Raw genomic sequence first — 26,224 nt, forward strand, 5'->3', positions numbered from 1 at the left:
AGTGGCGATAAGTTTTCTCTTTATTGTCGCCATAATGGATACAATCCATGACCGATACACTGAAGGATATTCCTGTTTTTGTGGCCGCCGTTGAGGCGGGGAGTTTTGCTCAGGCCGCAACTCGCCTGCATTTATCGCGCTCGGCAGTTGGGAAAAGCATCGCTCGCCTCGAAGAGCGACTGGGCGTTCGTCTTTTCCAGCGCACCACCCGTAGCCAGAGCCTGACCGATAACGGCGCGCTTTTTTATGAGCGCTGTCTGCGCGCTCTGGAGGAAATTCGTGGTGCAGAATCACTGCTTGAAACAGGGAAACAGCAGGTCAGTGGCCGCCTGCGTGTTGCCATGCCGGTGCTGTTTGGTCGCCAGTGCGTCGCCCCGCTGTTGATTGAACTGGCGCAAGAACACCCCGGACTTGAACTGGAAATGTCATTCAGTGACCGCGTGGTGGATCTTGTCGAGGAAGGGTTTGATATGGCGGTGCGTAACGGCGTGCTTCAGGACAGTAGCGTTCTGGTTGCCAGAAGGCTGGGGGAACATCGCATGGTGCTGTGCGCCGCGCCGGATTATCTGCGGAAGAAAAACATGCCAGAAACCGTGGATGAGTTACACCAGCATACGGCCATTAACTATCTGCGGACAGGCAGAGTGCTCCCCTGGCAACTCATGGACACCGACGGAACGCCACGCACATTTATTCCCCGGTCATCACTCAATATGGATGATTTGCAGGCGATCTGTGACGCTGCGCTGGCCGGACACGGCATTGCATGGCTGCCCTGCTGGATGGTCGTCAAAGATATTCACCAGGGTAAGCTCGTCCCGCTCCTGAAGCAGGCACCGGATGTGCATTTCGACGTTCATGCGGTCTGGCAGCAGACACCGCATCTGCCGTTGAGGGTAAGAATTGCCATCGACATGCTGGTCAGTCGTTTACCGTCAGTGATGTCGCTGGATATGCCCACACCTACAAAAAAGCCGCGCTAAAAGCGCGGCCTGTGTTTTGCAGTGTTACGGCATTAAATATCGATATTAGCCGCTTTCAGGGCGTTCTCTTCGATGAAGGCACGACGTGGTTCAACCGCATCACCCATCAGGGTAGTGAACAGCTGGTCAGCAGCAATCGCGTCTTTAACGGTCACGCGCAGCATGCGGCGGCTTTCCGGATCCATAGTGGTTTCCCACAGCTGATCCGGGTTCATTTCACCCAGACCTTTATAACGCTGGATAGACAGACCACGACGGGACTCTTTCACCAGCCAATCCAGCGCCTGTTCGAAGCTGGCTACCGGCTGACGACGGTCGCCACGTTCGATAAACGCATCGTCCTCGATCAGACCGCGCAGCTTCTCGCCGAGCGTGCAGATGCGGCGGTATTCCGGGCCGGTAACAAATTCGTGCTCCAGCGGATAGTCGGTGTCGACACCATGGGTACGCACGCGAACAATCGGCTCGAACTGTTGAGCAGCGTTCTGCTGAACATCGAATTTCCACTGGCTACCGTGCTGCTCTTTCTCATTCAGCTCGCTCACCAGAGCGTTCACCCAGCGGGTCACGGTTTGTTCATCGCTCAGGTCAGCTTCGGTCAGCGTTGGCTGATAAACCAGCTCCTTCAGCAGCGCTTTCGGATAACGACGCTCCATACGCCCGATCATTTTCTGCGTGGCGTTGAACTCAGACACCAGGCGTTCCAGCGGCTCACCTGCAAGTGCTGGTGCGCTGGAGTTCGCGTGCAGAGTCGCACCATCAAGGGCGATGGCGATTTGATACTGATCCATCGCGTCATCATCTTTGATGTACTGTTCCTGTTTGCCTTTCTTCACTTTGTACAGCGGTGGCTGTGCAATGTAGACGTGGCCACGTTCAACAATTTCCGGCATCTGACGATAGAAGAAGGTCAACAGCAGCGTACGGATGTGCGAGCCGTCGACGTCCGCATCGGTCATGATGATGATGCTGTGATAGCGCAGTTTATCCGGGTTGTACTCGTCACGACCGATACCACAGCCCAGCGCGGTGATAAGCGTCGCTACTTCCTGAGAAGAGAGCATTTTGTCGAAACGCGCTTTCTCAACGTTGAGGATTTTACCCTTCAACGGCAGGATAGCCTGGTTCTTACGGTTACGGCCCTGCTTCGCAGAACCGCCCGCGGAGTCCCCTTCCACAAGGTACAGTTCAGACAGCGCCGGGTCACGTTCCTGACAGTCAGCCAGTTTGCCTGGCAGGCCTGCTAAGTCCAGCGCGCCTTTACGACGGGTCATTTCACGGGCTTTACGCGCCGCTTCACGGGCACGCGCCGCATCAATAATTTTGCCGACAACGATTTTCGCGTCAGACGGGTTTTCCTGCAGGTAGTCGCTCAGCAGTTCGTTCATCTGCTGTTCAACCGCCGATTTCACCTCAGAAGAGACCAGTTTGTCTTTGGTCTGTGAGGAGAACTTCGGATCCGGCACCTTCACGGAAACCACAGCAATCAGGCCTTCACGGGCATCGTCACCGGTGGCGCTGACTTTCGCTTTTTTGCTGTAGCCTTCTTTGTCCATGTAGGCGTTCAGGGTACGGGTCATCGCCGCACGGAAGCCTGCAAGGTGAGTACCACCGTCACGCTGTGGAATGTTGTTGGTGAAGCAGTAGATGTTTTCCTGGAAACCATCGTTCCACTGCAACGCCACTTCTACGCCGATACCGTCTTTTTCGGTGGAGAAATAGAAGATATTCGGGTGAATTGGCGTTTTGTTCTTGTTCAGGTACTCAACGAACGCCTTGATACCACCTTCATAATGGAAGTGGTCTTCTTTGTTGTCGCGTTTATCACGCAGACGAATAGAGACGCCAGAGTTCAGGAACGACAGTTCACGCAGGCGTTTCGCCAGAATGTCGTACTCGAATTCGGTGACGTTAGTGAAGGTTTCCAGGCTCGGCCAGAAACGCACCATGGTACCGGTTTTGTCGGTATCGCCAGTGACAGCCAGCGGTGCCTGCGGCACGCCGTGGGTATACAGCTGGCGGTGAATTTTACCTTCGCGCTGAATAACCAGTTCCAGTTTCTGTGACAGGGCGTTAACCACGGAGACACCTACGCCGTGCAGACCGCCGGAAACTTTATAGGAGTTATCATCGAACTTACCGCCTGCGTGCAGCACAGTCATGATAACTTCCGCAGCGGACACGCCTTCCTCCGGGTGGATACCGGTTGGGATGCCACGACCATCATCGGTGACGGATACGGAGTTATCCGCATGGATGGTGACCACGATGTCTTTACAGTGACCCGCGAGCGCTTCGTCGATAGCGTTATCTACCACCTCGAATACCATGTGGTGCAGACCGGTGCCGTCATCCGTGTCGCCGATATACATACCCGGGCGCTTACGCACCGCATCCAGCCCTTTCAGGACTTTGATACTGGAGGAGTCATAAGAATTCGACATCAACGTTTCTCGCTCATTTCAACTTGGGTTAATCCGTTATTTTACCCTTTTCCACGGTAAACATCTTCGAATTTTCGTCCGACATGTCCATAACGTGTTCAGCGCTAATGGCGCTGACGAAAACCTGCGACTGCGTGGCTTTTAAGCGGCTGGCAAGCAACCCACGCCGCGCATCGTCAAGTTCCGAGGCAAAATCATCTATCAGGTACAGGCAGCGTCGCCCGCTTTCGCGGGTGAGAAACTCCCCCTGCGCCAGGCGTAGCGCGCACATCAGGAGCTTGAGCTGCCCGCGCGACAGCGTGTCTTCCACCGGCGCACCGTCGGCACGAATGCGGAAATCCGCCTTGTGCGGACCATGCGCGGTGTAGGTCAACATGCGGTCACGCTCGAAGTTTCTCTCTAACACCTCGGCATAATCCGTCTCTTTCTCCCAGCCGCGCTGGAAGGAGAAGGTAAGGGAGAACTCAGGTAAAAACTGTTTGCAGGTATCCGCCATGTCTTCGGCGATACCTGCGCTGTATTCGGCACGCCAGCGGCTGATTTGTTCCGCGAGAGGGATGAGTTCCATGTCCCACGGACGCAGCTGGGCGTAACGGGTAACCTGTCGCAGTGCAGCGTTACGCTGCTTAAGCAGGCGCTTCAGGTTGCTCCAGGCGTTAAAGAAACCGGCTTCGTTGTGAAAGCATCCCCAGTCAAGGAACGCTCTTCTGTATTTGGGGCCGCCGTTGAGTAAAGTAAACCCCTCAGGCGTAATCAGCTGCATTGGCATCAGCAGCGCCAGCTCCGCCACCTTGTGGCCGTCGGTACCGTCGATGCGCACCTTGCTGTCGCCCTGCTTGTCTTTGGTCAGGCCGATTGCGGTTTCCCGCTCTTCCCCCTGTAAACGTCCGTGCAGAACAAAAGACTCCTGCTCGTGACGAATAACGCGACCTATCTGTAAACTGCGAAACGCCCGGCCATGGCCGAGCGTATAGATGGCTTCCAGCACGCTGGTTTTGCCGCTGCCATTCGCGCCAACCAGGAAGTTAAAGCCAGGGGATAAAGCGAGATCCGCGCTTTCAATATTGCGAAAGTCGCGGATCAACAGACGGGTGAGCGACATTACAGTCTCATTGGCATGACAACATAGGCAGCCGACTGTGATGCGGCATCTTCAATCTGTACGCTTGAAACGGAGTCGGTCAGCAGAATGCGCACGTTCTCGCATTTCAGCGCATTCAGCACATCCAGCACGTAGCTGACGTTAAAGCCGATTTCCATCTCAGCCCCGGCGTAGGTGACGTCCAGAATCTCTTCTGCTTCTTCCTGTTCCGGGTTGTTAGCGGTGATTTTGATCTGGTTTTCGCTCACATACAGGCGCACACCGCGGAATTTCTCGTTAGAGAGAATGGCGGCACGAGCAAACGCCTGCTTGAGGCTATCGCAACCCGCTTCCAGCGTTTTGTCCGGGTTCTTCGGCAATACGCGGCGATAATCCGGGAAACGACCGTCAACCAGCTTCGAGGTGAAGACAAAATCGCCTACATGAGCGCGAATGTTGTTGCTGCCAATCTGCACGCGCAGCGGGGTATCGCCGCCGTCGAGCATACGCATCAGCTCAATCACGCCTTTACGCGGCACGATCACCGAATGGTTTGGCAGCGAGTCGCCAATTGGCATGGAACAGACCGCCAGACGGTGACCGTCGGTGGCTACGGTACGCAGCTCTTCGCCTTCGGTTTCGAACAGCATGCCGTTTAAGTAGTATCGAACGTCCTGATGCGCCATGGAGAACTGCGTGGCTTCAATCAGACGCTTCATCGTCGCCTGTGGCAGCGTAAATTCAACTTCGCTCTGCCAGTCGTCCAGGTTCGGGAAGTCCGCAGCAGGCAGAGTGGATAGCGAGAAACGGCTGCGACCAGAGCGCACCAGCATGCGGTCGCCCTCCAGCTGTACGGCGATTTCAGCCCCTTCCGGCAGCCCACGGCAGATATCAAAGAATTTACGTGCCGGAACCGTGGTCGCGCCCGCGTCGTGCGGCTGAGTCAGCGTAACGCGCGCGATCATTTCCATTTCCAGGTCTGTGCCAGTCAGCGACAGTGTACCGTCCGCAACCTGAAGCAGCAGGTTTCCGAGAATAGGCAGCGTTGGGCGGCCACCTAATGGGCCACTCACCTGTTGCAGCGGTTTTAATAAATGTTCACGTTCAACAGTAAATTTCATAGCGTCACGATGATAATGTTCTGATTAAATTGGAAAAATCTTCTTTTATGTCGTGGCTTTCTTCACGTAACTGCTCAATCTTGCGACAAGCGTGCAGCACGGTCGTATGGTCACGGCCACCAAACGCATCCCCGATTTCCGGCAGACTGTGGTTGGTTAACTCCTTTGCCAGCGCCATCGCCATCTGACGCGGACGCGCCACCGAGCGGGAACGACGTTTAGACAGTAAATCTGCCACTTTGATCTTGTAGTACTCAGCCACCGTCTTTTGAATATTGTCGATGGTGACTAATTTTTCCTGCAATGCCAGCAAATCGCGCAGCGCTTCACGCACAAAATCGATCGTGATCGCACGGCCGGTAAAGTTGGCATTGGCAATAACACGGTTCAGTGCCCCTTCCAGCTCACGCACGTTGGATCGCAGACGCTTGGCAATGAAAAACGCAACTTCACCCGGCAAGCGAATGTCGTTTTCATCGGCTTTCTTCATCAGGATCGCAACGCGGGTTTCCAGCTCCGGTGGCTCGATCGCCACAGTCAGACCCCAGCCGAAGCGGGATTTCAGACGATCTTCAACACCGTTGATCTCTTTTGGATAACGATCCGAGGTCAGAATGATCTGCTGATTACCTTCCAGCAGGGCATTGAAGGTATGGAAAAACTCTTCCTGCGATCGTTCTTTATTGGCAAAGAACTGAATGTCATCGATGAGCAGCGCGTCAACGGAACGATAGTAGCGTTTAAACTCTTCGATCGCGTTGTTTTGCAGGGCTTTTACCATGTCCTGAACGAAGCGCTCGGAGTGCATATACACCACTTTGGCATTCGGCTTGCGCGCCATAATGCCGTTACCCACTGCATGCAGAAGGTGCGTTTTACCTAAACCTGTGCCGCCATAAAGGAACAGCGGGTTGTAGGCACCACCGGGGTTATCCGCAACCTGACGAGCCGCCGCGCGCGCCAGCTGGTTCGACTTACCTTCAACGAAGTTATCGAATGTGTGTTTAACGTTAACGTTAGAACGGTAGGTTGGCTCTGCCGGAGCAGGAACGTTGTCCCAGCCCTGACGAGCGGGTGCAACGCGAGGTGCCGGAGCAGGAGCAGCCTGAGCAGGCGCTGCTACGTTCACGGTTTCACGAACGGTTTGGGTGACCGGCTTTGTACCCACTTCAAAGCGCAGTTGTGGGGCATCTGACCCGCAGAAATCGTTCAGCAGTCCATTGATGTTATTGAGGTACTTGTCCCTTACCCAATCGAGCACAAAACGGTTTGGCGCATACAAAGCCAGCGTGTTATCGCTCAGTTCCGCCTGCAACGGGCGGATCCACATACTGAATTCTGTGGCTGGTAACTCATCCTGCAATCGGGCAAGACACTGCTGCCAAAGCGAAAGTGACACGGCGGACTCCACTCGAACAATAAAAGAAAACTATTGAATATTCATGATTGTTGGCGCACATCGACATGACCCTGTGCATAGGGGGATGTGCGAATTGCTATCTGCAATTTAATCCTGACCAGGATCCTGGGATCCCGATCGGGACCGCGGATCATAGCCTAAACTGAGCCAGAGATCTTCTGTTTCTCACAGATTCTTCCCGATTTATCCACAGGAAGATCCGAAACCGGGTAAGTGTAAACGATCCTGGCGCAAGTGCCCCACGATTTAGCCCGCATATTGGAAAAATTAATGAGCACAGACAATTTATTGCTTAAATGATCTAACGAAGATCCGGGACGATCCTTGCGCTTTGTCGACGAGCCCGTATAATCCTCGACCCGGCGCGTGATGCTCATCTTCCTGCGTCGTCCGTTGCTCATTTTCCACGCGAAAACGTGCGGAAATACGCGGGAAATAAGGAAAGAGAATTGACTCCGGAGTGTACAATTATTACAATCCGGCCTCTTTAATCACCCACGCTGAGGCGTTAGTCGTTCGAAATTCGTTCGGGTATACGCAAAAGTCAGTGAATTTATTCAAGTTTAGGTAGAAATCGCCATGAAACGCACTTTTCAACCGTCTGTACTGAAGCGCAACCGTTCTCACGGCTTCCGTGCTCGTATGGCTACTAAAAATGGTCGTCAGGTTCTGGCACGTCGTCGTGCTAAAGGCCGCGCTCGTCTGACCGTTTCCAAGTAATAAAGCTAACCCCTGAGTGGTTAAGCTAGCATTTCCCAGGGAGTTACGTTTGTTAACTCCCGCTCATTTCACTTTCGTCTTCCAGCAGCCACAACGGGCTGGCACGCCGCAAATCACCATCCTCGGCCGCCAAAATTCGCTGGGGCATCCCCGCATCGGTCTCACAGTCGCCAAGAAAAATGTTAAGCGAGCGCATGAACGCAATCGGATTAAACGTCTGACGCGTGAAAGCTTCCGTTTACGTCAGCACGAACTGCCTTCGATGGATTTCGTGGTGGTGGCTAAAAAGGGGGTTGCCGACCTCGATAACCGTGCTCTCTCGGAAGCGTTGGAAAAATTATGGCGCCGCCACTGTCGCCTGGCTCACGGGTCCTGATAGCCCTCATTCGGGTCTATCAACGCCTGATTAGTCCGCTACTCGGGCCACATTGCCGTTTCACACCAACGTGCTCAAGCTACGGAATTGAGGCATTGCGCAGGTTTGGAGTGATAAAAGGCAGTTGGTTGACGGTGAAACGCGTATTAAAATGCCACCCTTTACACCCCGGTGGAGACGACCCCGTCCCTCCAGGACCCTTTGATACCAGAGAACACTAACGATGGATTCGCAACGCAATCTTCTTATCATCGCTTTGTTGTTCGTGTCTTTCATGATCTGGCAGGCATGGGAGCAGGATAAAAATCCTCAACCCCAGCAGCAGACCACGCAGACCACGACCACCGCAGCGGGTAGCGCCGCCGACCAGGGCGTACCGGCCAGTGGCCAGGGGAAACAGATTACGGTTAAGACCGATGTGCTTGAGCTGACTATTAACACCCGTGGTGGTGATGTTGAGCAGGCGCTGCTGTTGACCTACCCGAAAGAGCTGAAGTCTAACGAACCGTTCCAGTTACTGGAAACCACGCCTGAGTTTATCTACCAGGCGCAGAGCGGCCTGACCGGTCGTGATGGCCCGGATAACCCGGCTAACGGTGCGCGTCCACTGTATAACGTCGAGAACAACACCTTTGTGCTGGCTGATGGTCAGAACGAACTCGTTATCCCGATGACTTACACCGACGCCGCAGGCAACACCTTCACTAAAACCTTCACCCTGAAACGCGGTGAGTATGCGGTGAACGTGGGCTACACCGTACAGAACGCCAGTGCGAAACCACTGGAACTGTCGACCTTTGGCCAGCTGAAGCAGTCCATCAATCTGCCGTCTCACCGTGACACCGGAAGCAGTAACTTTGCGCTGCATACCTTCCGTGGCGCGGCGTACTCCACGCCTGACGCGAAGTATGAGAAATACAAATTCGACACCATTGCCGATAACGAAAACCTGAACGTCAGCGCTAAAGGCGGTTGGGTGGCAATGCTGCAGCAGTATTTCGCCACTGCATGGGTGCCTAATAACGACGGTACCAACAACTTCTACACCGCGAACCTGGGTAACGGTCTTGCAGCTATCGGCTACAAATCTCAGCCTGTTCTGGTTCAGCCGGGTCAAACCGGTAAAATGGCAAGCACCCTGTGGGTCGGCCCGGAAATCCAGGACAAAATGGCTGCCGTTGCGCCACACCTGGATCTGACCGTAGATTACGGTTGGTTGTGGTTCATCTCTCAGCCGCTGTTTAAGCTGCTGAAGTTCATCCACAGCTTCCTGGGTAACTGGGGCTTCTCCATCATCGTTATCACCTTCATCGTTCGTGGCATCATGTACCCGCTGACTAAAGCGCAGTACACCTCCATGGCGAAGATGCGCATGCTGCAGCCGAAGATTCAGGCCATGCGTGAGCGTCTGGGCGATGACAAGCAGCGTCAGAGCCAGGAGATGATGGCCCTGTATAAAGCAGAGAAAGTAAACCCACTGGGTGGTTGCTTCCCACTGCTGATTCAGATGCCAATCTTCCTTGCGCTGTACTACATGCTGATGGGTTCCGTTGAGCTGCGCCATGCGCCGTTCGCGCTGTGGATCCATGACCTGTCTGCACAGGACCCGTACTACATCCTGCCGATCCTGATGGGCGTGACGATGTTCTTCATCCAGAAGATGTCTCCGACCACGGTGACCGACCCGATGCAGCAGAAGATCATGACCTTTATGCCGGTCATCTTCACCGTGTTCTTCCTGTGGTTCCCGTCAGGTCTGGTGCTGTACTATATCGTCAGCAACCTGGTGACCATCATCCAGCAGCAGCTGATTTACCGTGGTCTGGAAAAACGTGGCCTGCATAGCCGCGAAAAGAAAAAGTCCTGATTCGGTAAGTTAACGCTAAAATAAGGGCGGTCGATTGACCGCCTTTTTTATTTGTATTGAACGAGACCAACCATGAGCCATAACGACACTATCGTCGCCCAGGCAACCCCACCGGGACGCGGTGGTGTAGGCATTCTGCGTATCTCCGGCCTGAAGGCGCGCGAGGTCGCCGAAGCGGTACTGGGTAAACTGCCAAAGCCACGCTACGCTGATTACCTGCCGTTTAAAGATACTGACGGCACCCCGCTGGACCAGGGCATTGCGCTGTGGTTCCCGGGCCCAAACTCCTTTACCGGTGAAGATGTGCTGGAGCTGCAGGGCCATGGCGGCCCGGTTATCCTCGACCTGCTATTAAAACGCATTCTGACCTTGCCAGGCCTGCGCATTGCGAAGCCAGGTGAGTTCTCGGAACGTGCTTTCCTGAACGATAAGCTCGACCTGGCGCAAGCCGAGGCGATTGCTGACCTGATCGACGCCAGTTCTGAACAGGCAGCCCGCTCCGCCCTGAACTCGCTGCAGGGGGCATTCTCCGCGCGCGTGAATCATCTTGTGGAAGCACTTACTCACCTCAGGATCTACGTGGAAGCGGCTATCGATTTCCCGGATGAGGAGATCGACTTCCTCTCTGACGGTAAAATTGAAGCCCAGCTCAACCAGGTGATGAACGATCTCGACGCGGTGCGTGCCGAAGCGCGTCAGGGCAGCCTGCTGCGAGAAGGGATGAAGGTGGTGATCGCCGGTCGTCCTAACGCCGGGAAATCGAGCCTTTTGAACGCCCTGGCGGGCCGTGAAGCGGCGATCGTGACCGACATTGCCGGCACCACCCGCGACGTACTGCGCGAGCATATCCATATCGATGGGATGCCGCTGCATATCATCGACACCGCCGGTCTGCGCGACGCCAGCGACGAGGTTGAGCGTATCGGTATCGAACGCGCCTGGCAGGAGATCGAGCAAGCAGACCGCGTGCTGTTTATGGTGGATGGCACCACGACCGACGCTGTGGACCCGGCAGAGATCTGGCCAGACTTTATCGCCCGTTTGCCAGCCAAACTGCCTATCACCGTGGTGCGAAATAAAGCAGACGTGACTGGCGAAACGCTGGGCATCAGCGATGTGAATGGTCACTCACTAATCCGTCTGTCGGCGCGTACCGGTGAAGGCGTTGACGACCTGCGTAACCATCTCAAGCAGAGCATGGGCTTTGACACCAGCATGGAAGGTGGCTTCCTGGCGCGTCGTCGTCACCTGCAGGCGCTGGAAGAGGCGGCACGCCATCTCGACCAGGGTAAAGCGCAGCTGATCGGTGCGTGGGCGGGTGAACTGCTGGCGGAAGAGCTGCGTCTGGCGCAGCTGAATCTGAGCGAGATCACCGGGGAGTTTACGTCGGACGATCTGCTGGGAAGGATCTTCTCAAGCTTCTGTATTGGCAAATAATTTCCGCTAACCAATGGTGTTTTCCTGTCAGGAAATCACCATTATCCAAATGGCAACTCGCTTAATCCCTTTTCACCCCCTATTCTGCTTGCCTGCATTTATGGGGGGTTTATGGCTCGTTTTCTGTTTTGTAGTTTTGCGCTGGTTCTGCTTTATCCGTCTGGCATTGATATGTATCTGGTGGGATTACCGCACATCGCCCACGATCTGGGTGCCAGTGAAGCTCAGCTGCACATCGCGTTTTCGGCCTACCTCGCGGGAATGGCATCGTCGATGGTGTTTGCCGGGAAGGTCGCAGATAAGGCAGGTCGTCAGCCCGTCGCCATAACGGGTGCCATCATCTTTGCCCTGGCCTCTCTTCTCTGCTCACAGGCGCAGAACAGTACCTTGTTCCTGGCTGGACGGTTTATCCAGGGCATTGGAGCCGGTGGCTGTTATGTCGTTGCCTTTGCGATTTTGCGCGATACCTTAAGTGCCCAGCGTCGCGCCAAAGTGCTTTCGATGCTGAACGGTATTACCTGTATCATCCCGGTGCTGGCACCGGTCGTGGGATATCTGATCATGCTGAAATTCCCGTGGCAGAGCCTGTTCTGGACCATGGCGGCCATGGGCGCGCTGGTATTTATCCTGTCCATCGCTGTGCTGAAAGAGACCCACCCTGGCTCGCAGAATACCGGTCATACCCCAACGATTCATCCAGCCGAGAAGCTGCTTAATCGCTTTTTCCTCAGTCGTCTGGCCGTAACCACATTAAGCGTGGCGGTGATCCTGACCTATGTAAACGTTTCCCCGGTTTTACTGATGGAAACCATGGGCTTTGATCGGGGTGAGTATTCAACGGTGATGGCATTAACCGCGATGGTCAGTATGGCCGTCTCGTTCTCCACCCCCTTTGCGCTAAATGTTTTCAGCCAGCGCACGTTGATGCTGACCTCACAGGTGTTATTTCTCGCAGCAGGTGTGATCCTGGCGACCACCAGCTCACATGTGGTGATGTTGGTAGGCATTACCCTCATTTGCGCCGGGTTCTCGGTTGGCTTTGGCGTGGCGATGAGCCAGGCGCTCGGCCCGTTCTCACTTCGGGCAGGCGTGGCAAGCTCCGCGCTGGGTATTGCTCAGGTTTGTGGCTCGTCCCTGTGGATTTGGCTGGCAGCGGTAATCGGGCTTAACGCGCTCAATATGCTGATCGGGATTCTGATTGGCTGTAGCATGGTCTGTATTACCTTACTTATGGTCATCCAGCCCGCGGCAAATTATGAAGAAGCCCATCAGCAGTCTCGATCTTAACCTGTTGCTGTGCCTGCAGCTTTTGCTGCAGGAGCGTAGCGTCACCAAAGCGGCGAAGCGAATGAACGTGACGCCGTCCGCGGTGAGTAAATCACTGGCCAAGCTGCGAGACTGGTTCGACGACCCGCTGTTTGTCAAAACACCGTTAGGGTTACTGCCGACTCCACTGACGGTAAGCCTTGAGCAGGATCTGGCTGACTGGATGCAAATCGGCAACCAGATCCTCGATAAATTCCACCATGACGCGCCAGGCGGGCTGACGTTCGTGCTGGCCGCCGAAACGCCGTTGATGCTGATCCGCTTTAATGCCCTGCTGGAGCAGGTGAACCAGCGCTATCCGCAGGCTACGGTGAAGATGCGTCACTGGGATTACGACTCTCTGGACGCCATTACGCGTGGGGAAGTGGATCTTGGCTTCACCGGTCGTGAAACTCATCCACGTTCCCGCGAACTGCTGAAGTTGTTGCCGTGGTTTATCGACTACGAAATCCTGTTTAGTGACCGTCCGTGTGTTTATCTGCGCGAGGATCACCCGGCACTACAGGAAGAGTGGAACCTGGAGACCTTCCTGCGCTATCCACATATCAGTATCTTCTGGGAACGCAGCGACACCTGGGCGCTTGATGAGGTGCTAAAGGAGATGGGACGTGAGCGCAATATCGCCATGTGCCTGCCGGGTTTCGAACAGGCGATGTTTATGGCGGCGCAGCCCGGCCATAATTATATCGCTACGGCTCCCCACTACTGCCACCACTACAATGAACTCCACCAGCGGAAGCTGATCGCGCTTCCCATTCCTATTGACGAAGCGCAAGCTGAAAAACTGACCGTCCCCTTCACGCTGATTTGGCATAAACGAAACAGCCATAATCCGAAAATTCTCTGGTTAAGAGAGACTATCAAGGCGTTGTACGGTGGCAGCGATCCAATTTTTACCTAAGAAAATGTAAAGTTCGGTCCTCAGGCTTCTCTTACTCCCATTTACTGATTAAAACAGGAGTGAAGTTAAGCGATAATCATGTAACCGTTTAACCGATTACGACCATTATCAAGGAGCGAAAAATGGCAACGCACTTTGCAAGAGGGATACTTACAGAAGGACGCCTCGTATCGGCCAGAATTTCTTCAGCCTGTCACAATGAAGCACGCAAACTACCGGAACACCGCAGGACGCGTTTTTTAGCGTCCAGAGCGCTTCTCGCAGAGCTGTTGTTTATGTTGTACGGCACCAGTGAACTGCCGGATATCATCATCCAACCTGAAGGCCGTCCGGTTTTTGCTAACCCGGATCTCCCCCGTTTTTCCATTGCCTATACGGGCAATATCATTGGGGTAGCACTCACCACCGAAGGGGATTGTGGGCTGGATATGGAACTACAGCGCGCAACCCGGGGCATTCACGGCGCGAACCCACACGATGATTACCCACTCTCCAGCAATGAAAAGCTGTGGGTGCGTAACCAGAACGATCCCATCGAGGCCAGAGCCCAGCTCATCACCCTGCGCCAGAGCATTCGAAAGCTCTGTGGATGCGCCTCAGACGACGCCAGTATGCTGCAGCTGCTGCCAGGTTCCGGACGACTTCGTGCCACCCAAGCCACGCTGGTAGAAGCGCTCAGTGACGCAGAGGATGTCCTAATTTGGTCCATTGCGGTTACCCCCGCTATCGAACGCATGAAAATCTGGGAATTTGACAGTCAACAGGGATGGCGTAGCCTTCCTGATGTGCCCGAGCGCGCCAACGAGCCCGCCGCACGCCTGATGCGTTTAACCAGTTTACCGGCAGAAAAAGCATACACCCTTAGCTGATCCATTCAGGGTCATCATGATGAAACAGGAGTAATCATGTCTGATACGTTGAAAGTAGTTACGTTACTGGGAAGCCTGCGCAAAGGTTCATTTAACGGGATGGTTGCCCGCACGTTGCCACAGCTGGCACCGGCAGGTATGGAGATTAGTGCCCTGCCATCTATTGGTGACATTCCGCTCTATGATGCAGATGTCCAGCAGGAAGAAGGATTCCCACACAGCGTTGAGGCACTGGCGGCGCAAATCCGTCAGGCCGATGGTGTGGTTATTGTCACACCAGAGTATAACTACTCCGTTCCTGGCGGTCTGAAAAATGCCATTGACTGGTTATCCCGCATCCCTGAGCAGCCTCTTTCAGGTAAACCCGTGCTGATCCAGACCAGTTCTATGGGAGCCATTGGCGGTGCGCGCTGTCAGTATCACCTGCGCCAGATTCTGGTGTTCCTGGATGCGATGGTAATGAACAAGCCGGAGTTTATGGGCGGTGTGATTCAGAACAAGGTCGACCCGCAGACGGGTGAGGTGGTGGATCAGAGCACGCGTGACCATCTGTCTGGTCAGCTGACTGCGTTTGGCGATTATATTAAGCGGGTGAAGGCGTAAGCTTATTGCTGCCTGATGCCCTCACCCTGGCCCTCTCCCACGGGAGAGGGTGCAAACATGTTTATTTCGCGTCAATAAACACAATCTTCAGCACAAACAGCAGCGCGACAACGATGACGCACGGGCTGAGATCACGGAAGCGACCGGTACCAATTTTCATTACGCAGTAAGAGATAAAGCCCAGCGCGATACCTTCGGTAATCGAGAAGCTGAACGGCATCATCACGGCGGTAATAAACGCCGGCACCGCTTCGGTTAAATCATCCCACTTCACGCGTGACAGGCTGGAGGTCATCAGCACACCTACGTAGATCAGCGCACCGGCTGCTGCATACGGAGGTACCATTCCCGCCAGCGGCGAAAGGAAGATCACCAGCAGGAACAGGATACCTACCACGACCGCCGTCAGACCAGTACGGCCGCCCACTGAAACACCGGAAGAGGATTCAATATAAGCAGTAACAGAAGAGGTACCGATAAAGGAGCCAGCAACAGACGAGATGCTGTCAACAAACAGTGCCTGCTTCATGCGCGGGAATTTCCCTTTCTCATCGGCCAGACCTGCTTTGTCGGTCACGCCAATCAGGGTACCGGAGGAGTCGAACAGGTTTACCAGCATAAAGGAGAAAATCACGCCCGCCAGGCCCAGGTTCAGGGAACCCGCCAGATCAACGTGACCAATAACGGTGGAAACACTCGGTGGCGCAGAAACGATACCGTTGTAGTGAACGTCACCCAGCAGCCAGCCCAGCAGCGTGGTCACCACGATGGATACCAGCACCGCAGCATGAATATTGCGGGAAGCCAGGATCGCGATAATGAAAAAGCCCAACACGCCCAGCAGCACGTTGTGAGAGGTCAGGTGACCGATGCTCACCAGCGTATCCGGGTTAGCCACGATAACGCCGGCGTTTTTCAGCCCCATCATACCGATGAACAGACCGATACCACTGGTAATGCCCACGCGCAGGCTCACAGGAATGTTGGCAATCATCCAGTAACGTACGCGGAAAATAGTCAGCAACAGCAGACCAATAGCGCCCCAGAAGATAGCGCCCATGCCAACTTGCCACGGCAGGCCCATCGCCTGAACGACCACGAACGCAAAGAATGCGTTCAGACCCATCGCCGGTGCCAGTGCAACCGGCAGGTTAGCGAACACGCCCATCAGGATGCTGCCAAGAGCCGCGATCAGACAGGTAGTCACGAAGACGGCGCTGGTATCCATGCCAGCAACGCCCAGAATTTGTGGGTTAACAAAAACGATATAGACCATCGTCAGGAAGGTGGTGAAACCGGCGATCACTTCGGTGCGTGCCGTTGTGCCGTGCTCGCGCAGTTTAAACACGCGCTCAAGCAGACCCTGACCAGATGCCTGGGTAGTGTGTTGTTGACTCATCATCAATTTCCGAACAAGGAGGGAAAATTCGTCGCTATCCTATACCAAAATGCGACAATAAGGGCGGTTGTAGGGTACTTTTTTTCATTGAATTTGCTTATACGGCAACGATTGCGTGTCGTAAAACCACACCACGTAAACGTTAAACTTGTTAAAAGGGAAAGACATGTCCGGAATTGAGGCGGTATTTTTCGACTGCGACGGTACGCTTGTCGACAGTGAGGTCATTTGTTCCCGTGCGTATGTCGCCATGTTCCAGGAATTTGGTATTACGCTCGATCTCGAAGAGGTGTTCAAACGCTTTAAGGGCGTGAAACTGTACGAGATCATCGACATCATTAACGACGAGCACGGTGTGGATCTGCCGAAAGGAGATCTCGAGCCGGTTTACCGCGCTGAGGTTGCACGCCTGTTCGATTCCGAGCTGGAGGTCATCGCCGGGGCGAATGCGCTTCTGGATGCGATGACGGTGCCAATCTGCGTGGTATCCAATGGTCCGGTCAGCAAAATGCAGCACTCACTGGGGAAACTGGAGATGTTGCATCATTTCCCGGAAAAACTGTTCAGCGGTTACGATATTCAACGCTGGAAGCCCGATCCGGCGCTGATGTTCCATGCGGCAAACGCAATGAACGTTAATGTAGAAAATTGCATTCTGGTGGATGACTCGTCGGCGGGCGCGCAGTCAGGGATTGATGCGGGAATGGAGGTATTTTATTACTGTGCCGATCCGCACAACAAACCGATCGATCATCCAAAAGTGACGACCTTTACCGATCTGGCGCAGTTGCCAGCATTGTGGAAGGCGCGCGGGTGGGATATTACGCGTTAAGTTAACGTAGGGCGGGTAAAGCGCTAGCGCCACCCGCCACAAACATCACTCTTTCGGATCTTTACCCGCCAGCAGCTTGTCCAGCTCGTCGCCGCCCACGTGACGGAAGTCCTGACCTTTCACGAAGTAGAAAATGTATTCGCAAATGTTCTGGCAGCGGTCACCGATACGCTCAATGGAGCGCGCGCAGAACAGGGCAGTCAGTACGCTTGGGATCGTACGTGAATCTTCCATCATGTAGGTCATCAGCTGACGCACGATGCCTTCGTATTCCTGGTCGACTTTCTTGTCTTCACGGTAAATACGTACCGCTTCGTCCAGATCCATACGCGCAAAGGCATCCAGCACGTCATGCAGCATCTGCACGGTGTGGCGACCCAGCGACTCCAGGCTCACCAGCAGTGGCTGGTGCTGCTGAGAGAACTTCTCCAGCGCGGTGCGGCAGATTTTATCCGCAACGTCACCAATACGTTCCAGCTCGGCGATGGTTTTGATAATCGCCATCACCAGGCGCAGATCGCTCGCTGTTGGCTGACGCTTGGCGATAATACGAACGCAGGCCTCGTCGATAGCGACTTCCATCATGTTGACGTTTTTGTCACCTTCAATGACGCGCTTCGCCAGCTCGCTGTCCTGGTTGTGCATTGCCGTGATCGCATCGGAAAGCTGCTGCTCAACCATGCCACCCATGGTCATGACCTGCGTGCGAATGCTTTCCAGCTCTGCGTTGAACTGGCCTGAAATGTGTTTATTAAGATTAAGGTTGTCCATGGTTCACTCCAAATCAACCGTAGCGGCCAGTAATATAATCTTCAGTTTGCTTTTTAGCGGGTCTGGTGAACAGCGCATCCGTATCGCTGAACTCAATCAACTCGCCCAGGTACATAAACGCCGTGTAATCGGAACAACGCGCAGCCTGCTGCATGTTGTGGGTCACGATAACCACGGTGTAATCCTGCTTCAGCTCGGTGATCAACTCTTCAATACGACCCGTTGAGATCGGGTCCAGCGCTGAACACGGCTCATCCAACAGCAACACTTCCGGGCGAATGGCGATACCACGCGCAATGCACAGACGCTGCTGCTGACCACCGGAAAGAGAGTACCCGCTCTGGTGCAACTTATCTTTGGTTTCGTTCCATAATGCGGCCTTGGTCAAAGCCCATTGCACGCGCTCGTCCATATCGGCACGTGAGAGCTTTTCAAACAGGCGGACACCAAACGCAATGTTGTCATAAATGGACATCGGGAACGGCGTGGGTTTCTGGAACACCATCCCCACTTTTGCGCGCAGCAGGGCAATATCCTGAGCCTGGGTCAGAATGTTTTCGCCGTCCAGGATAATTTCACCTTCAGCGCGCTGCTCCGGATAGAGCGAATACATTTTATTAAAGGTACGCAGCAGCGTGGATTTACCGCAGCCAGACGGACCGATGAATGCCGTAACCTGGTTCTTCGCGATATCCAGGTTGATATTCTTCAGGGCATGGAATTTGCCGTAGTAGAAGTTCAAATCACGAACCTGAATCTTACCCGGGGCAGTATCAACCATACTCATTGACTCATTTCCTCATTCGGCGCCGCGAGCTGCCGCGCCGTAAAAAATTAACCGTGTTTCTTCTTCGCGAAAATGACGCGCGCCAGAATGTTCAGCAACAGTACGCAAAGGGTAATGATCAGCACCCCGGCCCAGGCCAGTTGCTGCCATTCCGCGAATGGGCTCATCGCAAATTTAAAGATCGTCACCGGCAGGTTAGCGATCGGCTGCATCATGTCCGTGCTCCAGAACTGGTTGGAGAGGGAGGTAAACAGCAGCGGAGCCGTTTCACCCGCGATACGCGCAACCGCCAGCAAAATACCGGTCATGATCCCGGAGACTGACGCTTTCAGCGTAATCGCAGAGATCATTTTCCATTTCGGCGTTCCCAGTGCATAAGCCGCTTCACGCAGGCTGTCCGGCACCAGTTTCAGCATGTTCTCGGTAGTACGAATGACAATAGGCACCTGCAACAGCGCCAGCGCAATCACACCCGCCCAGCCGGAGAAGTGTTCCATCTGCGCCACCACGACGGTGTAAACAAACAGACCCACCACGATAGACGGGGCTGAAAGCAGGATGTCATTGATGAAACGAATGACTTCTGCCAGCCAGGATTTACGTCCGTACTCCGCAAGATAGATGCCTGCCATGATACCCAGCGGCGTACCAAATACTGTTGCCCACAGGATCAGCAATCCGCTACCTGCCAGGGCATTCGCCAGACCACCACCCGCCGTATTTGGCGGTGGCGTCATTTCGGTAAACAGCGCCAGCGACATCCCGTCAATCCCGCGCACGACCGTCGAGAAGAGGATCCAGACCAGCCAGAACAGGCCAAATGCCATGGTTCCCATTGAGAGTGTCAGCGCGATACGGTTTTTAAAACGGCGTCGGGCCTGCATTTTGCGGCGGGATTCCGCCAGTTCAGCGGTAGCTTGCATTTCGAGAGTTGCCATTAGCGTGCCCCCTCATTTTTAGCGAGGCGCATAATCATCAGCTTGGAGATCGCCAGAACAATAAAGGTGATCACGAACAGAATCAGACCCAACTCCATCAACGCCGCGACGTGCAGACCGGATTCCGCCTCAGCAAATTCATTCGCCAGTGCAGAGGTAATACTGTTACCCGGCATGAAGAGTGATGCGCTGTCGAGCTGGTAGGTGTTACCGATGATAAAGGTCACCGCCATGGTTTCACCCAGCGCACGTCCCAGACCCAGCATCACGCCACCAATCACCCCATTTTTGGTGAACGGAAGGACAATGCGCCAGATAACTTCCCAGGTGGTACAGCCAATACCGTAGGCCGACTCTTTCATCATCACCGGCGTTTGTTCGAAGACATCGCGCATGACCGCCGCAATGTACGGAATAATCATAATGGCGAGGATCACACCTGCAGCCAGAATACCGATACCGAAAGCCGGGCCAGAGAACAAGGCACCCACAAACGGGATGGCAGAAAGTACATTACCCACGGGTTCCTGGAAGTACGTTGCGAACAGCGGCGCAAAGATAAACAGGCCCCACATGCCGTAAACGATACTCGGAATGGCCGCCAACAGTTCGATGGCAATACCCAGTGGGCGACGCAGCCAGCCCGGTGCCAGTTCCGTCAGAAACAGGGCAATACCAAAACTGACGGGAACCGCGATCAGCAGGGCGATGAACGAGGTCACCAGCGTGCCGTAAATCGGCACCAGCGCACCGTATATATCGTTCGGCGCGTCCCACTCTTTGGTCCACAGGAAGGAGAAACCGAATTTCTGGATGCTCGGCCAGGAGGAGAAAATCAGAGACACGATAATGCCGCCCAGCAGCAATAGCACAATCAGCGCAGCCAGTTTTACCAGCGCGCTGAAAATCATGTCACCTTTTTTACCCGGAGGGTTAAATGCAGGCTTGGTTGCAGCCATAAATCACTCTTCTGTTAAACGCGTTTACGAAATCGGCGGGTAAGCGCAAGCGCCACCCGCCATTTTCGTCAGAATGCTAAATTAATACAATGCTTTACCGCTGCTGTCTTTTACGTTGGTTTTCCATGCAGCACGAATCTGCTCAACCACGTTTTCTGGCAGGGTAGCGTAATCCAGGGCATTAGCCTGTTTGCCGCCGTTTTTGTACGCCCAGTCGAAGAACTTCAGCACTTCGGCGCCCTGCTCAGGTTTCTTCTGCTCTTTGTGAACCAGGATGAAGGTGGTAGAGGTGATTGGCCATGCACCTTCGCCTTTCTGGTTAGTCAGGTCCTGAGCGAAAGATTTGCTCCAGTCAGCGCCTTTTGCAGCGTTGGCAAAGTTCTCTTCGGTCGGGCTGACAGGTTTGCCATCAGCAGAAACCAGTTTGGTGTAGGACAGGTTGTTCTGTTTAGCGTAGGCGTATTCTACGTAACCGATAGAGCCTGGCAGACGCTGTACGAACGCGGCGATGCCATCGTTGCCTTTACCACCCAGACCGGTTGGCCAGTTAACGGTAGAGCCAGAACCGACTTTAGATTTCCACTCTTCGTTCACTTTCGCCAGATAGCTGGTGAACACGAAAGAGGTACCAGAACCATCAGCGCGGCGAACCACAGCGATGTTCTGAGAAGGCAGTTTCAGGCCTGGGTTGAGTTTGGCAATCGCCTCGTCATCCCATTTTTTGATTTTCCCCAGGTAGATGTCACCCAGGGTTTTGCCGTCCAGCACCAGTTCACCAGACTTCACGCCCGGCAAGTTGATGGCCAGAACCACACCGCCGATCACGGTCGGGAACTGGAACAGACCTTCCTGTGCCAGTTTGTCATCAGACAGCGGAGCGTCTGATGCACCGAAATCAACGGTATTAGCGGTAATTTGTTTAACGCCACCGGAGGAGCCGATACCCTGATAGTTAACCTTGTTACCGGTTTCTTTCTGGTAGGTATCCGCCCATTTGGCATACACCGGCGCAGGGAAGGTTGCACCAGCGCCAGTCAGGCTTGCTTCTGCAAATACAGAGAACGCGCTCAGAGATAAGGTCGCGGCGACAACAGTTGCGACAGTGGTACGCATAACTTTCATAATGTCTCCTGCAAGATTTTCGTAAATCGTTGTTTAGTGGCTACGATGAGCAAAATAGGACAAACAGGTGACAGATAAATGTACGAATTATGACAGTTTTATGACAATGAAAATTTCACTTAAAAACCAGCAAAAGAAAGCTTAATTTTCATCGTGTTAGCCACTTTTATGACAAGGCGTTTTCAGAAATATTTTCTTTATGTGACACTGAAAAAAGTAGCTGAAGATGACAGATTGTCATAAATAAAAACGCAAAAGAGTTGATTAAAAACAAACCAGGCGGGATAGAAAAGCTCCACCCGAAGGTGGAGCCTGAAGGGATTATTCTACGGTGACAGACTTCGCCAGGTTACGTGGCTGGTCAACGTCGGTGCCTTTGATCAGCGCAACGTGATAAGCCAGCAACTGCAACGGAACGGTGTAGAAGATCGGTGCAATCACCTCTTCCACATGCGGCATCTCGATGATGTGCATGTTGTCATTGCTGACAAAACCGGCATCTTTGTCGGCGAAGACGTACAGAACACCACCGCGGGCGCGCACTTCTTCGATGTTGGATTTCAGTTTTTCCAGCAGTTCGTTGTTAGGTGCCACAACGATGACCGGCATATCGGCGTCAATCAGCGCCAGTGGGCCGTGTTTCAGCTCGCCTGCCGCATAGGCTTCCGCGTGAATGTAGGAGATCTCTTTCAGCTTCAGCGCGCCTTCCAGCGCAATCGGATACTGATCACCACGACCCAGGAACAGCGCGTGGTGTTTGTCAGAGAAATCTTCTGCCAGTGCTTCAATGCGTTTGTCCTGGGACAGCATCTGCTCAATGCGGCTCGGCAGTGCCTGCAGGCCATGAACGATGTCATGCTCAACAGACGCATCTTCACCTTTCAGACGTGCCAGTTTCGCCACCAGCATTAACAGAACGGTCAGCTGAGTGGTAAACGCTTTAGTGGAAGCCACGCCAATTTCGGTACCCGCTTTGGTCATCAGCGCCAGATCGGATTCACGCACCAGCGATGAGCCAGGGACGTTACAGATGGCCAGAGAGCCAAGGTAGCCCAGCTCTTTAGACAGACGCAGCGCCGCCAGCGTATCCGCCGTTTCACCAGACTGGGAAAGGGTGATCATCAGGCTGTTACGACGTACAGCGGATTTGCGGTAGCGGAATTCAGACGCGATTTCCACATCACACGGCACGCCCGCCAGGGATTCAAACCAGTAACGAGAAACCATACCGGAGTTGTAGGAGGTACCGCAGGCCACGATCTGAATGTGCTCAACCTTGCTGAGCAGTTCGTTCGCGTTTGCACCCAACTCGCTCAGATCCACCTCACCGTGGCTGATGCGCCCGGTAAGAGTGTTTTTGATGGCGTTTGGCTGCTCGTAAATCTCTTTCTGCATGTAGTGACGGTAAGCGCCTTTGTCGCCCGCGTCGTACTGCAGGTTAGATTCGATCTCCTGGCGTTTCACCTGCTCGCCTTTGGTATCGAATACGGTCACGCTGCGGCGAGTCACTTCCGCAATATCACCCTCTTCCAGGAAGATAAAGCGACGGGTAACTGGCAGGAGCGCAAGCTGGTCAGAGGCGATAAAGTTTTCACCCATGCCCAGACCGATAACCATCGGGCTACCGGAACGTGCGGCCAGCAGCGTGGATGGATCGCGTGAGTCCATGATCACCGTGCCGTACGCACCGCGCAGCTGAGGGATAGCACGCAGTACTGCGTCACGCAGTGTACCGCCCTGCTCCAGCTCCCAGTGCACCAGGTGAGCAATCACTTCGGTGTCGGTTTCAGAGACGAAGGCATAGCCGCGCGCTTTCAGTTCTTCGCGCAGCGGTTCGTGGTTTTCGATAATGCCGTTGTGCACGACCACGATGTGTTCAGACACATGCGGGTGAGCGTTGCCTTCAGACGGTTCGCCGTGTGTCGCCCAGCGGGTGTGAGCAATACCGGTACCACCATGCAGCGGGTGTTCTTCCGCGGCCTGGGCCAGCATCTGCACTTTACCGAGACGACGCAGACGGGTCATATGACCTTCTGCATCGACCACGGCCAGACCAGCAGAGTCATAGCCACGGTATTCCAGACGACGTAAACCTTCGAGAAGGATTTCAGCAATATCACGCTGCGCAACTGCGCCAACAATTCCACACATAGTTTTAGATTCCGAATTTAGGCATAACGCCTGCGTTGTCGCTGACCTGTATTTGCCCTTTCCGGGCGCCCCGAGCCTTGTAGAGAGTGGGGTTCTTTTTATGGGTACTGCTTGTGGGGGGAGGATTATGTTATCCCCTCACCCCGGCCCTCTCCCCAAAGGGGCGAGGGTAAATCCGTTACTTTTTCTTCACCGGGCGTTTCCAGCCCTGCTTGTGCACCTGTGGCACACGGCTTAATACCAGCTCGTTATCGGCGATATCGCGCGTAACGGTTGTCCCGGCGGCAATCGTTACCCCGTTACCCACGGTAACCGGTGCCACCAGCTGTGTATCGGAACCGACAAACACATCATCACCGATAATGGTTTTAAACTTGTTGGCACCGTCATAGTTGCAGGTGATTGTGCCTGCACCAATATTGACGTTATCGCCAATTTCCGCATCGCCAAGATAGGTCAAATGACCGGCTTTAGAGCCTTTACCCAGACGCGCTTTTTTCATCTCAACGAAGTTGCCCACGTGAGCCCCTTCCATCAGCTCAGCGCCCGGGCGCAGACGCGCAAACGGCCCAATGGTGCATGCCGCTTCCAGATGCGCATCTTCCACCACGCTGTAAGGGCTGATTTCGCAATCGTCACCGATGACGCTGTTTTTGATCACGCAGCCAGCGCCAATTTTGACGCGATTGCCCAGAGTGACTTTGCCTTCAAAGATAACGTTAGTATCAATTTCAACGTCACGACCGTGAGATAGAGTGCCACGTAGATCGAAACGCGCCGGGTCACGCAGCATCACGCCTGCCAGCAGCAGTTTTTCGGCCTGTTCAGACTGATATACGCGCTCCAGACGGGAAAGCTGAAGGCGGTTATTCACCCCTTCGGTTTCGCTAATGCGTGCCGGATGTACCGCCGCAATCTCACGTCCTTCCTGATATGCCATCGCAATGATGTCGGTGATGTAGTATTCACCCTGCGCATTGTTGTTGTTGAGCTTCGACAGCCAGCGCTTCATATCCGCGCCATTGGCAATCAGGATACCGGTGTTGATCTCCTGAATCTGGCGTTGTTTGTCGCTGGCATCTTTGTGTTCAACAATCCCCGTTACGTTGCCGTTTGCACGGGTGATGCGGCCATAACCGGTTGGATCATCCAGCACAACGGTTAACAAACCGATGCCGCCCTGCGGTTTGGCTTCACGCAGGCGAGTTAGTGTTTCAACGGAGATCAGCGGAACATCGCCGTAGAGCATCAGAATGTCTTCGTCATCGGCAAAAAACGGTGCAGCCTGCTGCATTGCATGGCCAGTACCCAACTGTTCTGCCTGAAGCACCCAGTTGAGCTTGTCATCACTCAGCGTCTTTTTAAGCAGATCGCCGCCGTGGCCGTAGACCAGGTGAACCTGACGGGCACCCAGTTCATTTGCTGCATCAATGACATGCTGCACCATTGGCTTTCCTGCCAGCGTGTGAAGCACTTTAGGCAGATCGGAATACATGCGGGTACCTTTGCCAGCGGCAAGGATCACCACGCTCATCGCACTGTTTGACATACGCATCCTGACAGTAGTTTGAGTGAGAAGTAAAAACGTTTGGTGCTTAAAATTCTACATCTTTTTCATCATGAATTAAGGCCGAAAAAAAAAGCCAGCCTGGATCCCAGACTGGCTTTTGTGCTTTTCAAGCCGGTGTTACATCGCTTTTTTGGTCAACTCGATAACGCGCAGTTTCGCGATCGCTTTGGCCAGCTCCGCAGACGCCTGAGCGTAATCCACGTCACCATGAGAGCTGCTAATGTGCTCTTCAGCCTTACGCTTCGATTCCAGGGCTCGCGCTTCGTCGAGATCCTGGCCACGAATAGCGGTATCGGCCAGAACGGTCACACTGCCAGGCTGCACTTCAAGAATGCCGCCGGACAGATAGATAAACTCTTCGTGACCGAACTGTTTAACGATGCGGATCATACCAGGCTTAATGGCGGTGAGCAGCGGTGCGTGACCCGGGAAAATACCCAGCTCACCTTCACTACCCGTTACCTGGATTTTCTCGACCAGACCAGAGAACATTTGTTGCTCTGCGCTGACGACGTCCAGGTGGTAAGTCATTGCCATATCACCCTCC

At 54.1% G+C, this 26,224-nt stretch carries 24 protein-coding genes and 1 pseudogene; 12 read left to right on the forward strand and 13 right to left on the reverse strand.

Annotation, left to right across the window (positions count from 1 at the left end):
• The first annotated feature begins 47 nt into the window (after positions 1 to 47).
• Positions 48 to 983, forward strand: coding sequence for a LysR family transcriptional regulator (locus HED65_RS14035; protein WP_114979036.1), 936 nt, complete (start codon positions 48 to 50; stop codon positions 981 to 983).
• Between the two features lie 32 nt (positions 984 to 1,015).
• Here HED65_RS14035 and gyrB read toward each other — a convergent pair whose 3' ends face one another.
• From gyrB to dnaA, 4 genes are read right to left on the reverse strand one after another with little or no spacing between them, the layout of a single operon-like run.
• A complete protein-coding gene (gene gyrB / locus HED65_RS14040; protein ID WP_114979037.1) occupies positions 1,016 to 3,427 on the reverse strand; it encodes a DNA topoisomerase (ATP-hydrolyzing) subunit B in 2,412 nt (803 codons plus the stop codon).
• 28 nt (positions 3,428 to 3,455) lie between these two features.
• Positions 3,456 to 4,529 (reverse strand): DNA replication/repair protein RecF, encoded by a 1,074-nt coding sequence (gene recF, locus HED65_RS14045; RefSeq protein WP_013094779.1) that lies wholly within the window; start codon positions 4,527 to 4,529, stop codon positions 3,456 to 3,458.
• Positions 4,529 to 5,629 (reverse strand): DNA polymerase III subunit beta, encoded by a 1,101-nt coding sequence (dnaN, locus tag HED65_RS14050; RefSeq protein WP_008500170.1) that lies wholly within the window; start codon positions 5,627 to 5,629, stop codon positions 4,529 to 4,531. Before dnaN ends, recF begins: the two co-directional genes overlap by 1 nt.
• A 4-nt stretch (positions 5,630 to 5,633) precedes the next feature.
• Entirely contained in the window at positions 5,634 to 7,028 is a 1,395-nt protein-coding gene (gene dnaA / locus HED65_RS14055; protein ID WP_010426558.1) for a chromosomal replication initiator protein DnaA, read from the reverse strand.
• 321 nt (positions 7,029 to 7,349) lie between these two features.
• On the opposite strand from dnaA, the pseudogene HED65_RS23030 reads away from it, so the two are divergent.
• The 10 genes and pseudogenes from HED65_RS23030 to HED65_RS14100 form a co-directional block, all read left to right on the forward strand.
• A pseudogene (locus HED65_RS23030) lies at positions 7,350 to 7,400 on the forward strand (hypothetical protein); the annotation flags it as partial.
• A gap of 228 nt (positions 7,401 to 7,628) precedes the next feature.
• Entirely contained in the window at positions 7,629 to 7,769 is a 141-nt protein-coding gene (gene rpmH / locus HED65_RS14060) for a 50S ribosomal protein L34 (RefSeq protein ID WP_000831330.1), read from the forward strand.
• Between the two features lie 16 nt (positions 7,770 to 7,785).
• Positions 7,786 to 8,145: a ribonuclease P protein component gene (gene rnpA / locus HED65_RS14065; RefSeq protein WP_024907873.1), complete on the forward strand. Its 360-nt coding sequence runs from the start codon at positions 7,786 to 7,788 to the stop codon at positions 8,143 to 8,145.
• Complete coding sequence (yidD, locus tag HED65_RS14070) at positions 8,109 to 8,366, forward strand: membrane protein insertion efficiency factor YidD (protein ID WP_001307474.1); 258 nt, start codon at positions 8,109 to 8,111, stop codon at positions 8,364 to 8,366. The genes rnpA and yidD overlap by 37 nt, the downstream gene beginning before the upstream one ends.
• 2 nt (positions 8,367 to 8,368) lie before the next feature.
• Positions 8,369 to 10,012: a membrane protein insertase YidC gene (yidC, locus tag HED65_RS14075; protein WP_114979038.1), complete on the forward strand. Its 1,644-nt coding sequence runs from the start codon at positions 8,369 to 8,371 to the stop codon at positions 10,010 to 10,012.
• Positions 10,013 to 10,084: 72 nt separating this feature from the next.
• Positions 10,085 to 11,449 carry a tRNA uridine-5-carboxymethylaminomethyl(34) synthesis GTPase MnmE gene (mnmE, locus tag HED65_RS14080; protein ID WP_114979039.1) on the forward strand — a complete coding sequence of 455 codons (1,365 nt, stop codon included), beginning with the start codon at positions 10,085 to 10,087 and terminating at the stop codon, positions 11,447 to 11,449.
• 111 nt (positions 11,450 to 11,560) lie between these two features.
• Positions 11,561 to 12,736 (forward strand): MFS transporter, encoded by a 1,176-nt coding sequence (locus tag HED65_RS14085; RefSeq protein WP_114979040.1) that lies wholly within the window; start codon positions 11,561 to 11,563, stop codon positions 12,734 to 12,736.
• A complete protein-coding gene (gene yidZ / locus HED65_RS14090) occupies positions 12,705 to 13,676 on the forward strand; it encodes an HTH-type transcriptional regulator YidZ (protein WP_028017775.1) in 972 nt (323 codons plus the stop codon). Before HED65_RS14085 ends, yidZ begins: the two co-directional genes overlap by 32 nt.
• Before the next feature lie 122 nt (positions 13,677 to 13,798).
• Complete coding sequence (locus HED65_RS14095) at positions 13,799 to 14,545, forward strand: 4'-phosphopantetheinyl transferase family protein (RefSeq protein WP_114979041.1); 747 nt, start codon at positions 13,799 to 13,801, stop codon at positions 14,543 to 14,545.
• A gap of 36 nt (positions 14,546 to 14,581) precedes the next feature.
• Positions 14,582 to 15,148: an NADPH-dependent FMN reductase gene (locus HED65_RS14100; protein ID WP_114979042.1), complete on the forward strand. Its 567-nt coding sequence runs from the start codon at positions 14,582 to 14,584 to the stop codon at positions 15,146 to 15,148.
• A 61-nt stretch (positions 15,149 to 15,209) separates the two neighbouring features.
• On the opposite strand, the gene adeP is transcribed toward HED65_RS14100, so the two are convergent.
• Complete coding sequence (adeP, locus tag HED65_RS14105; RefSeq protein WP_028017772.1) at positions 15,210 to 16,547, reverse strand: adenine permease AdeP; 1,338 nt, start codon at positions 16,545 to 16,547, stop codon at positions 15,210 to 15,212.
• A 166-nt stretch (positions 16,548 to 16,713) separates the two neighbouring features.
• Here adeP and yieH point away from each other — a divergent pair, with 166 nt between their 5' ends.
• Complete coding sequence (gene yieH / locus HED65_RS14110; protein ID WP_114979043.1) at positions 16,714 to 17,379, forward strand: 6-phosphogluconate phosphatase; 666 nt, start codon at positions 16,714 to 16,716, stop codon at positions 17,377 to 17,379.
• Between the two features lie 45 nt (positions 17,380 to 17,424).
• On the opposite strand, the gene phoU is transcribed toward yieH, so the two are convergent.
• From phoU to HED65_RS14150, 8 genes are all read right to left on the reverse strand, one after another.
• Positions 17,425 to 18,150 carry a phosphate signaling complex protein PhoU gene (gene phoU / locus HED65_RS14115; RefSeq protein ID WP_008500182.1) on the reverse strand — a complete coding sequence of 242 codons (726 nt, stop codon included), beginning with the start codon at positions 18,148 to 18,150 and terminating at the stop codon, positions 17,425 to 17,427.
• Between the two features lie 13 nt (positions 18,151 to 18,163).
• On the reverse strand, positions 18,164 to 18,937 hold the full coding sequence (gene pstB, locus HED65_RS14120; RefSeq protein WP_049007093.1) for a phosphate ABC transporter ATP-binding protein PstB: 774 nt from the start codon (positions 18,935 to 18,937) through the stop codon (positions 18,164 to 18,166).
• Between the two features lie 47 nt (positions 18,938 to 18,984).
• Entirely contained in the window at positions 18,985 to 19,875 is an 891-nt protein-coding gene (pstA, locus tag HED65_RS14125) for a phosphate ABC transporter permease PstA (RefSeq protein ID WP_028017769.1), read from the reverse strand.
• Entirely contained in the window at positions 19,875 to 20,834 is a 960-nt protein-coding gene (gene pstC, locus HED65_RS14130) for a phosphate ABC transporter permease PstC (RefSeq protein ID WP_028017768.1), read from the reverse strand. Before pstC ends, pstA begins: the two co-directional genes overlap by 1 nt.
• A gap of 81 nt (positions 20,835 to 20,915) precedes the next feature.
• On the reverse strand, positions 20,916 to 21,956 hold the full coding sequence (pstS, locus tag HED65_RS14135) for a phosphate ABC transporter substrate-binding protein PstS (RefSeq protein WP_028017767.1): 1,041 nt from the start codon (positions 21,954 to 21,956) through the stop codon (positions 20,916 to 20,918).
• Between the two features lie 321 nt (positions 21,957 to 22,277).
• The gene (gene glmS, locus HED65_RS14140; protein WP_114979044.1) at positions 22,278 to 24,107 is read right to left on the reverse strand and encodes a glutamine--fructose-6-phosphate transaminase (isomerizing); all 1,830 of its coding nucleotides are present in this window, start codon (positions 24,105 to 24,107) and stop codon (positions 22,278 to 22,280) included.
• 178 nt (positions 24,108 to 24,285) lie between these two features.
• Entirely contained in the window at positions 24,286 to 25,656 is a 1,371-nt protein-coding gene (glmU, locus tag HED65_RS14145) for a bifunctional UDP-N-acetylglucosamine diphosphorylase/glucosamine-1-phosphate N-acetyltransferase GlmU (protein WP_114979045.1), read from the reverse strand.
• Between the two features lie 138 nt (positions 25,657 to 25,794).
• A complete protein-coding gene (locus HED65_RS14150) occupies positions 25,795 to 26,214 on the reverse strand; it encodes a F0F1 ATP synthase subunit epsilon (RefSeq protein WP_006177560.1) in 420 nt (139 codons plus the stop codon).
• Positions 26,215 to 26,224: the final 10 nt, after the last annotated feature.

Source organism: Pantoea sp. LS15, from assembly GCF_012241585.1.
Lineage (GTDB): Bacteria > Pseudomonadota > Gammaproteobacteria > Enterobacterales > Enterobacteriaceae > Enterobacter.

Excerpts from the sequence above, each read along its gene's own strand:
- pstB (WP_049007093.1), bottom strand. The coding sequence starts at position 18,937 with ATGAGTATGGTTGATACTGCCCCGGGTAAGATTCAGGTTCGTGATTTG.
- HED65_RS14085 (WP_114979040.1), top strand. The coding sequence starts at position 11,561 with ATGGCTCGTTTTCTGTTTTGTAGTTTTGCGCTGGTTCTGCTTTATCCG.
- rpmH (WP_000831330.1), top strand. The coding sequence starts at position 7,629 with ATGAAACGCACTTTTCAACCGTCTGTACTGAAGCGCAACCGTTCTCAC.
- HED65_RS14150 (WP_006177560.1), bottom strand. The coding sequence starts at position 26,214 with ATGGCAATGACTTACCACCTGGACGTCGTCAGCGCAGAGCAACAAATG.
- adeP (WP_028017772.1), bottom strand. The coding sequence starts at position 16,547 with ATGAGTCAACAACACACTACCCAGGCATCTGGTCAGGGTCTGCTTGAG.
- HED65_RS14095 (WP_114979041.1), top strand. The coding sequence starts at position 13,799 with ATGGCAACGCACTTTGCAAGAGGGATACTTACAGAAGGACGCCTCGTA.
- gyrB (WP_114979037.1), bottom strand. The coding sequence starts at position 3,427 with ATGTCGAATTCTTATGACTCCTCCAGTATCAAAGTCCTGAAAGGGCTG.
- yidZ (WP_028017775.1), top strand. The coding sequence starts at position 12,705 with ATGAAGAAGCCCATCAGCAGTCTCGATCTTAACCTGTTGCTGTGCCTG.
- glmU (WP_114979045.1), bottom strand. The coding sequence starts at position 25,656 with ATGTCAAACAGTGCGATGAGCGTGGTGATCCTTGCCGCTGGCAAAGGT.
- phoU (WP_008500182.1), bottom strand. The coding sequence starts at position 18,150 with ATGGACAACCTTAATCTTAATAAACACATTTCAGGCCAGTTCAACGCA.
- glmS (WP_114979044.1), bottom strand. The coding sequence starts at position 24,107 with ATGTGTGGAATTGTTGGCGCAGTTGCGCAGCGTGATATTGCTGAAATC.
- recF (WP_013094779.1), bottom strand. The coding sequence starts at position 4,529 with ATGTCGCTCACCCGTCTGTTGATCCGCGACTTTCGCAATATTGAAAGC.
- HED65_RS14100 (WP_114979042.1), top strand. The coding sequence starts at position 14,582 with ATGTCTGATACGTTGAAAGTAGTTACGTTACTGGGAAGCCTGCGCAAA.
- pstA (WP_028017769.1), bottom strand. The coding sequence starts at position 19,875 with ATGGCAACTCTCGAAATGCAAGCTACCGCTGAACTGGCGGAATCCCGC.
- pstC (WP_028017768.1), bottom strand. The coding sequence starts at position 20,834 with ATGGCTGCAACCAAGCCTGCATTTAACCCTCCGGGTAAAAAAGGTGAC.
- dnaN (WP_008500170.1), bottom strand. The coding sequence starts at position 5,629 with ATGAAATTTACTGTTGAACGTGAACATTTATTAAAACCGCTGCAACAG.
- pstS (WP_028017767.1), bottom strand. The coding sequence starts at position 21,956 with ATGAAAGTTATGCGTACCACTGTCGCAACTGTTGTCGCCGCGACCTTA.
- yieH (WP_114979043.1), top strand. The coding sequence starts at position 16,714 with ATGTCCGGAATTGAGGCGGTATTTTTCGACTGCGACGGTACGCTTGTC.
- mnmE (WP_114979039.1), top strand. The coding sequence starts at position 10,085 with ATGAGCCATAACGACACTATCGTCGCCCAGGCAACCCCACCGGGACGC.
- HED65_RS14035 (WP_114979036.1), top strand. The coding sequence starts at position 48 with ATGACCGATACACTGAAGGATATTCCTGTTTTTGTGGCCGCCGTTGAG.
- yidD (WP_001307474.1), top strand. The coding sequence starts at position 8,109 with ATGGCGCCGCCACTGTCGCCTGGCTCACGGGTCCTGATAGCCCTCATT.
- yidC (WP_114979038.1), top strand. The coding sequence starts at position 8,369 with ATGGATTCGCAACGCAATCTTCTTATCATCGCTTTGTTGTTCGTGTCT.